8 protein-coding genes and 1 pseudogene are annotated in these 7,978 nt (G+C 69.7%); 5 read left to right on the top strand and 4 right to left on the bottom strand.

Going from position 1 to position 7,978, the window contains the following annotated elements:
• Both AC3WON_RS15325 and AC3WON_RS15320 read left to right on the top strand, forming a co-directional pair.
• A pseudogene (locus AC3WON_RS15325) lies at nucleotides 1-162 on the top strand (ABC transporter permease); the annotation flags it as partial.
• A gap of 67 nt (nucleotides 163-229) precedes the next feature.
• Entirely contained in the window at nucleotides 230-1,000 is a 771-nt protein-coding gene (locus tag AC3WON_RS15320) for a class I SAM-dependent methyltransferase (protein ID WP_492352169.1), read from the top strand.
• A 2-nt stretch (nucleotides 1,001-1,002) separates the two neighbouring features.
• Here the strand turns inward: AC3WON_RS15320 and AC3WON_RS15315 are convergent, their stop codons facing one another.
• Nucleotides 1,003-1,371: a helix-turn-helix domain-containing protein gene (locus AC3WON_RS15315; RefSeq protein WP_492352168.1), complete on the bottom strand. Its 369-nt coding sequence runs from the start codon at nucleotides 1,369-1,371 to the stop codon at nucleotides 1,003-1,005.
• A 161-nt stretch (nucleotides 1,372-1,532) separates the two neighbouring features.
• Nucleotides 1,533-1,766 carry an IclR family transcriptional regulator gene (locus tag AC3WON_RS15310; protein ID WP_492318436.1) on the bottom strand — a complete coding sequence of 78 codons (234 nt, stop codon included), beginning with the start codon at nucleotides 1,764-1,766 and terminating at the stop codon, nucleotides 1,533-1,535.
• A 447-nt stretch (nucleotides 1,767-2,213) separates the two neighbouring features.
• Between AC3WON_RS15310 and AC3WON_RS15305 the strand changes: the two genes are divergently transcribed.
• Entirely contained in the window at nucleotides 2,214-2,963 is a 750-nt protein-coding gene (locus AC3WON_RS15305; protein WP_492352167.1) for an IclR family transcriptional regulator, read from the top strand.
• Between the two features lie 212 nt (nucleotides 2,964-3,175).
• Nucleotides 3,176-4,429, top strand: a complete 1,254-nt coding sequence (locus AC3WON_RS15300; protein ID WP_454751066.1) for a GGDEF domain-containing protein — start codon at nucleotides 3,176-3,178, stop codon at nucleotides 4,427-4,429.
• A gap of 5 nt (nucleotides 4,430-4,434) precedes the next feature.
• Here AC3WON_RS15300 and AC3WON_RS15295 read toward each other — a convergent pair whose 3' ends face one another.
• Nucleotides 4,435-5,310: a citryl-CoA lyase gene (locus AC3WON_RS15295; RefSeq protein WP_492318438.1), complete on the bottom strand. Its 876-nt coding sequence runs from the start codon at nucleotides 5,308-5,310 to the stop codon at nucleotides 4,435-4,437.
• A complete protein-coding gene (locus AC3WON_RS15290; RefSeq protein WP_492352166.1) occupies nucleotides 5,307-6,506 on the bottom strand; it encodes a CaiB/BaiF CoA transferase family protein in 1,200 nt (399 codons plus the stop codon). The genes AC3WON_RS15295 and AC3WON_RS15290 overlap by 4 nt, the downstream gene beginning before the upstream one ends.
• A 172-nt stretch (nucleotides 6,507-6,678) precedes the next feature.
• Here AC3WON_RS15290 and AC3WON_RS15285 point away from each other — a divergent pair, with 172 nt between their 5' ends.
• Entirely contained in the window at nucleotides 6,679-7,935 is a 1,257-nt protein-coding gene (locus tag AC3WON_RS15285) for an Hsp70 family protein (protein WP_492318440.1), read from the top strand.
• Nucleotides 7,936-7,978 lie beyond the last annotated feature (43 nt).

Below are 7,978 nucleotides of genomic sequence, written 5' to 3'. Positions count from 1 at the left end.
GGCGGGCTGGGCTGGTTTATCTTCCAGAACCGCAACGAGCTCTACACCGACCGCGTTTTTGCAGGGCTGGCCGCGGTGATCCTGATCGGGCTGCTGGTGGAGGGACTGGTGTTCACCACGCTGGAACGGCTGACGGTGCGCCGCTGGGGCATGCAGCAGTAGCCGCCCGCTTGCCCTGTGCCGGCATGGGGCGTAGGCTACGCCTCCGGTACGCAACCGGAGCCCGCCCATGACCGCCATCCATCAGGCCGCCGCACAGGGATTCGCCAGCCAGGCCGATACTTACGCGCGCGGACGCCCCGAATATCCCGCTGAAATCGACGCCTGGCTGCGCGGCACGCTGGGCCTGCGCGCAGGCCGCGCCGTGCTGGACCTGGGCGCTGGCACCGGCAAGTTCACGCGCCGGCTGGGGGAGACCGGGGCGAAGGTGATCGCGGTCGAACCGGTGGCGCAGATGCGCGCTCAGCTGGCCGTGGCGCTGCCGTCGGTGCAGGCGCTGGAAGGCAGTGCCGAGGCCATTCCGCTGGCCGATGCCAGCGTCGATGCCGTGGTCTGCGCGCAGGCCTTCCACTGGTTTGCCAATGCGGGCGCGATGGCGGAAATCGGCCGCGTGCTGCGCCCTGGCGGCCGGCTCGGGCTGGTATGGAACGTGCGCGATGAAAGCGTGGACTGGGTGGCGCAGCTGACGGCCATCATGACGCCGTACGAAGGCGACGCGCCGCGCTTCTACAAGGGCGAATGGAAGCGGGTCTTTCCCGCCGGGGGCTTCGGGCCGCTGGCGCTGCAGCGCCTGCCCTACACGCATGTGGGGGCGCCGCAGCAGGTGATCGTGGACCGGGTGATGTCGGTGAGCTTCATTGCCGCGCTGCCGGCGGCGGAGCAGGCCCGCGTGCGCGCACGGCTGGAGGCGGTCATCGACGGACATCCCGCGCTGGCGGGCCGTGCCGAGGTTGCCTTCCCTTATCGCACCGAGGCCTATTGCTGCGAACGGCTGGCCTGACGCTACATCGTCGCCTGCCGCACCCAGAATGCGGTGCCGTGGCGCGCAATGGCGCCGGGCTCGGCTTCCCGGGCCGCGGCGGCACGCCGGCTGGCACGGATGCCGGCCTCGATCTGATCCCAGATGGCCAGCATGGCGACGACCTTGGGCAGTGCGGTCACGCCCGTGGATGTCGGCAGCCAGTCCGGGCTGCAAGTCCTGAACAGCGGCTTGCCGAGCGCGGCCTCGAGGCCGCGGATGTGGTAGTGCAGCCTTTGCGGATGGATGCGCAGCGCTTGCGCGGCGCGGACGGCATCACGGTGCTGCATCACTGCGACATAGGCGCGCAACGACAGGAAGCTGACGCGCCGGTTGCTGGATGGGTAAGCCATGGCTGGGCCGTGGCCGGGGCATGCTTGGCAGTTGACTGAAAGCACGGTGCCCGGCGAATCGAAAGGAAATCGATCGTAGCGGGACGCGGGCAGGCTGGAGGGTGCGGTTTTCCGAAATGATCCGGGGAAATTTCAGCAATGTGGGGTGGCGCGCGCCGGGCTCAGTGCATCGGCAAGTGGCCGATCGCGGTCAGTGCCTGCACCACCTCGGGCGACAGGCGGCGTTCCCTGCATGGCACGCCCGCGGTCTCGAGCGTGGTCCAGAGGTCTGCGTCGCCGGTGACGATACGCTGCCGCAGCTGGGCCAGGTATGTGTACTCCGCGGAAGTCAGCGGGCGCGGGGCACTACGCAGGTCATCCAGGATGGCGCCAAGCGAGAGAGCGGGAACGGTCATACCAGGGTCGGGAAAAGCACGGCGGTGAGACATTGCAGCGAGGGTACGGAAAGCAGCGCAGGGATTGCGCGAAGGTCAGCAACACATGATTTTATCCACCCCGTGCAGCGGCTGCTGAATCAAAAGCAGGTAACTTTCCCTCTAATTCCGCTTGCAAACCGGGGAGTGGCGAGTACGCGCAAGCAATGTGGCGCATGCGGTAGCCGAGGGGGCGGCGAAGGCGCTTTGGCGGCGCCCCGGGCGGCGGCAGAGGCCGGCCACGGTGTTGCAGAAAAACGCCAGCGCGCCGGCCGGATACGCGAATGCATGCGGCATCTGTTGCGCGACCTCGCCGGACGTGTGCCGGGCCATTGACACGCGGCAGGGCGGATTGACAAGCCGGGGTGCGTTCTATACGTTGGCGCATCGTTCCGTCATCCGGTCCAGCCAGGATCGCCGCCGTCAGCCATGCCACGCAAAGCCGCACAGGTTTCAGAAGCCGACAAGCACGCCGCCGCGGGCGGCGCCATCGCCGTGGACCGGGCGCTGTTCGTGCTGTCGGTGTTCCGTCTCGGCGATACCGCGCTGGGGCTGGCCGAGCTGGCGCAGCGCAGCGGCCTGTACAAGAGCACGCTGCTGCGCTTGCTGGCGTCGCTTGAGCACGCCGGGCTGGTGCGGCGCCAGTCCGACGGGCGCTATGGCCTGGGCCCCGAGGTGGCGCGGCTCAATGCCGTCTACGCCGCGTCGTTCTCATTGGAGGCGGTGGTGATGCCGGCGCTGCGCGAGCTGGTGCGCATCACGCGTGAAAGCGCGGCCTTCCATGTCGAGCAGGGCGAGCACCGGCTGTGCCTGTACCGCGTCGATTCGCCGCAGCCGGTGCGCGACCATGTCCGCGCCGGCGAACTGCTGCCGCGCGACCGGGGCGCCGGCGCGCGCGTGCTGCGCGCCTTTGCCGGCGAGTCCGGCACGCTCTACGAGCGCATCCGGCACGAGGGCGTGGCGGCACTGGTGGGCGACCGCAGCCCCGATCTTGCCGGGGTATCGGCGCCGGTGTTCGGTCCCGGCGATGTGCTGTGCGGCGCGCTGACGCTGACCTGCCCGGCCTCGCGCTACCGTGAAGGCTTCCGCGTCGATGTGCTGCATGCGGCGCGCGCGCTGACCCAGGCGCTGGGCGGCACCTTTCCGGACAGCATTGCGGACAACGCCCCCGCGGGCTGAGCCGCCGGGCTTGCGTGTGCCGCCGGCCCGACCCGGCTTGTCGGGGGTGCCACGCGCCTGCATGCGCGGGCTATCATGCGGCTGGCATTGAAAACAACGCACGTCACATTTTGTGAAAACAAGTGCGAGAGATGCCTGCGCCGCGCCCCTGTGGCCCGATGCCCGCCGCTCGATATGACGGCGCGGCAGACGGCATCCTTGAGGAAATCCCCGTGCACCTGGACCAGCAGACCATTGCGGTGGTGATGATGGTGTTTTTTTGCAGCACGCTGATTATTGCGGCGGGGCTGGTGTTCGCGCTGCGCGCGAGCGAGGCGGGGCGGCTGTGGGCGTTCGGGCACGTGCTGGTGTCGGCCGCGGGCCTGGCGCTGGCCATCAGCGCGGCCAGCGGCACCGGCCAGCTGGGCACGCTGGGAGCGTTGGCGTTCGTGGCTGGCTGGCTGCTGATCTACCGCGGCGTGCGGGTCTATTACGGCGTGCCGGCCCATCCCGCGGCGCTGGCCGCCGCGGGTGTGATCGGGCTTGGCCTGATCGCGGCCACCAGCGGCATGCCCGACGGGCAGCAGGTGGTGCTGCGCATCGTCTACGGCCTGCTGGCGCTGGTCTCGCTGGCCACCTTTGCCACGCTGGCGCGTGCCGGGCGCGGGCGCCGCAGCATCGGCGCGCCGCTGGTGCTGGTGGCCAGCCTGGTGCATCTGGCCACGCAGCTGGCCGGCTTCAGCCATGCCATGAACCTGCCCGTGGCGGGCGGTGCGGGCGCCGCGCCGCTGACGCTGTTCTTTGCCGGCCCGGCCGGCTCGGCCTGGCTGCTGGCGCCGCTGATGGCCACGCTGCTGGGCCTGTTCGGCTTCACCGTGATGGCGATGGAGCAGATCGTCGCGCACAACGAAAGCGGCGCGCGCGTGGATGCCCTGACCGGGCTGCTCAACCGCGGGGCGCTGGAGATGTCGGCACTGTCGCTGGTGGCGCGCTGGCAGCGCGACGGGCAGGCGCTGTCCTGCCTGGTGATCGACATCGATTATTTCAAGCAGGTCAACGATACCTTCGGCCACCACGCCGGCGACGCCGTGCTGCGCGAAGTCGCGCATGCGCTGGACAACTCGCGCCGCGCCTCGGACGTGGCCGGGCGCTACGGTGGCGAAGAGTTCTGCATCCTGTGCCCGCATACCGACGAGCAGCAGGCCTCGGCGCTGGCCAACCGCATCCTGCGCAAGGTGCGCGCGATTGAACTGCCCGCCGGGCGCGGCCATGCCAGCGTCAGCATTGGCGTGGCGCAGCTGCGCGGCGGCCCGGGCAGCAAGGAAGCGCTGTGGCGCCTGCTGTTTGCCGATGCCGACCGCGCCCTCTACCACGCCAAGGAACATGGGCGCGACCGCTACGTGCTGGCCTCGTCCATGGCGGCGCCGGCGGCCGCGAGTGCATCGCCGGCGCCGCTGCTGGAGCCAGAGCCCGACCTGGCCGGCTGAACCGGTTATGCCTGCCGGCCAGGCTCCGGCACGTCGCGCTGCGGCGCACCGTCATAGGTCCACAGGAACTGGCGCGGCATCGGGCCCTTGTTGCGCCCGCCCTCGCAGGTCTGCTCCCAGGCATGCGCCAGGATGCCGACCGAGCGCGACAGGCAGAACAGCCCCCGCGCCAGCGGTGCGGCAAAGCCCAGCTCGGCATAGATCACCGCGGTGGCGCCATCGATATTCATCGGGATGGGCTTGCCGCGGCCGGCACCCAGCGCCGCCTCGACCGCGCGCGCGATCCCTGCGTAGCACCCGCTGACCACGCCGTCGGCCGCGGCCTGGTCGACCAGCGCCAGCAGCCGCGGCGCACGCGGGTCGACCGGGTGGAAACGGTGGCCAAAGCCGGCAATGAACTTGCCGTGCAGGTCGCGGTAGTGCCGCAGCGCGGCGGTGACGGCGTCGTCCATGGCGCCGCCCGCATCCAGCCGCTGCGCCACGTCCTGGTACAGCGCCACCGCCTGTTCGCCGGCGCCGCCATGCACGTCGCCCAGCACGTTGACGGCGGAAGCCATGGCGTTGTTCAGCCCCACGCCGCAGGTGGCCGCCATGCGCGCGATGGCAATGCTGGGCGCCTGCGGGCCGTGGTCGACCGCGGCCATCAGCGCCGCGTCCAGCAGCTCGCCCTGGCCGGGGCCGGGCAGCTCGCCGCGCAGCATCAGCCAGATCATCTGCGCAAACGAGACCCGGCCGATCAGTTGTTCGATCGGGTAGCCGCGGTAGCGGATCTCGCCCGGGCGCATGTCGATGATGCCGGTGCGCCACCAGTCCTGCGACAGGCGCTGGCCCGGGTCCATGGCGTCATCCCGGGGCTGGCCGCTGGTTTCGATGCCGCTCATATCGCGCGCTCCTCGCTCAGTTGGTCGATGTCCGCATCGCTGTAGCCCAGGCTGGCCAGCACCTGCCGCGTATGCTGGCCCAGCTCCGGCGGCGGCGTGTCCACGGCCGGGGCCTCGCGGTTGAGCTTGAAGCCGGTGCGCACCACGCGGATATCGCGGCCCACGCCGGGCGCATCGGCAAACTCGCCGATCATGCCGCGCTCGAGCACCTGCGGATGCGCCAGCGTCTGTGGCACGTCCAGCACCGGGCCGGCGGGCACGCCGGCGTCGGTCAGCAGCGGCCACCATTCGGTGGCCGGCTTCTTCGCCAGCTCTGCTTCCAGCGCCTGTGTCAGTTCGCCCCGGTTGGCCAGGCGCGCCTGGCGCTGCGCGAAGCGCGGGTCGGCGGCCAGCTCGGGGCGGCCCAGCACGCGGCACACGGCTTCAAACTGTTCCTGCTTGTTGGCGGCGATATTGAGCAGCCCGTCCGCGGTGCGGAAAGTGCCCGAAGGGCTGGCGGTCATGTTCTCGTTGCCCATCGGCGCCGGCACCTTGCCGGCGATCAGGTGGTTGGACACCACCCAGCCCATGGTGGCCAGCGTGGCTTCCAGCATCGATACGTCGATGAAATAGCCTTCGGTGCGCTGGTGGTCCGCCAGCGCCGCCGCCACCGCCAGCGCCGCGGTCAGCCCGCCGATGGTGTCCGAGACCGGATAGCCGACCCGCAACGGTGCGCTCTGCGCATCGCCGGTAATGCTCATCACGCCGGCCATGCCCTGGATGATCTGGTCATAGGCCGGCAGCCCGGCCAGCGGCCCGTCCTGGCCAAAGCCCGAGATCGCGCAGTAGATCAGGCGCGGGTTGTCCTGCTTCAGGGTCTCGTAGCCCAGCCCGAGCCGGTCCATCACGCCGGGGCGGAAGTTCTCCACCAGCACGTCGGCGCTTTGCACCAGCTTGCGGAACACCTCCTTGCCGCGCGCGTGCTTCAGGTTGAGGGTGACCGACTGCTTGCCTGGGTTCTGGGCCAGGAACGACACGCCCATCAGGCGCTGGTTCAGCTCGGCATCGGCGCCCAGCTGCCGGGCCAGGTCGCCGGTGCCGGGGGTTTCCACCTTGATGACTTCGGCGCCCAGGTGGGCAAGCTGGTGGCAGCAGAACGGCCCGGCCAGCACATTGGTCAGGTCGAGTACGCGGATATGGCGCAGGGGCTTTTTCATGTTCTGTACAACAGAATGATGATCTTTAACAGAGAACATGCGGAGGATAGGAGCCGCGTTTGGGCGTGTCAAGCCGGGCGCCTGGCCGGCACCTGCCATACAATGGCGCCCCGTCCGCGCGGCCTGCTGGCGCGCGGGCCTTTTTAGTGGTGTCTTGCAGGAAACGGAATCAATGATGTCAAACGCATGCGGCCTGGACTTCGGCACGTCCAACTCAACGGTCGGCTGGAGCCATCCGGCGCGGCCGGCGGCGCTGCTGCCGCTGGAGGACGGCAAGGTGACGCTGCCCTCGGTGATCTTCTTCCACGCGGAGGATCCGCTGGTCAGCTATGGCCGCGCCGCGCTGGGCGATTACCTGGCCGGCTATGAAGGCCGGCTGATGCGTTCGCTCAAGAGCCTGCTGGGCACCTCGATGATGGACGACAGCACCGAGGTGATGGGCCAGGCGATGCCGTTCCGCAAGCTGCTGGCGCACTTCATCCGCGAGCTGAAGACGCGTGCCGAGCAGGCCGCCGGCACGGAGTTTTCGCGCGCCGTGCTGGGCCGCCCGGTATTCTTCATCGACGAGAACCCGGCCGCCGACCAGCTCGCCGAAGACACCCTGGCCGAGATCGCGCGCGACGCGGGTTTCGGCGAGATCGCGTTCCAGTACGAGCCGATCGCCGCGGCCTTCGACTACGAGGCCCGGATCACGGGTGAGGAACTGGTGCTGGTGGCCGACATCGGCGGCGGTACCTCGGACTTCTCGCTGGTGCGCCTGTCGCCCGAGCGCGCCGCGCGCAGCGACCGGCGCGACGACATCCTGGCCAATGGCGGCGTGCATATCGGCGGCACCGACTTCGACCGCGCGCTCAGCCTGGCGCGCGCAATGCCGCTGCTGGGCCTGGGCAGCGCGCTGCGCAACGGCAAGGCGATGCCGTCCAGCCAGTATTTCGACCTGGCCAGCTGGCACACCATCAACCTGGTCTATACGCGCAAGGCGTGGTCGCTGGTGATGGACAACTACCGCGACGCGGCCGATACGGTGAAGCTCGACCGCCTGGTGCGGCTGATCCGCGAGCGCGCCGGGCACTGGCTGGCGATCCAGGTGGAAGCCGCCAAGATCGCCTTGTCCGACGCCGGCAGCACCGACGTGGACCTGCACCGGCTGGAGCAGGGGCTGACGCTGACCATCACGCGCGACGAGTTCGATGCGTCGATCGACAAGCTGGTGGTGAAGACCGAGCAGACCGTGCAGAAGCTGCTGGTGGATGCCGGCGTGGATGGCGCCGCGGTCGATACCATCTTTTTCACCGGCGGCTCCAGCAGCGTGCCGCTGCTGCGGCAGCGGCTGGCGGCGCTGTTGCCGCAAGCGCGTTGCGTGGAAGGGGACCGGTTCGGCAGCATCGGCAGCGGGCTGGCGCTGGATGCGGTGAGGAAGTTTGGGTGAGGGGCAGGCTACCGGTTGCCGTTGGAGTTTAGCGGCCTGCTTG

The sequence above is a fragment of the Cupriavidus sp. FW305-46 genome (assembly GCF_058787075.1).
Note: the sequence above shows the minus strand (reverse complement) of the source record. Positions and strands in the feature narration are given on the sequence as shown.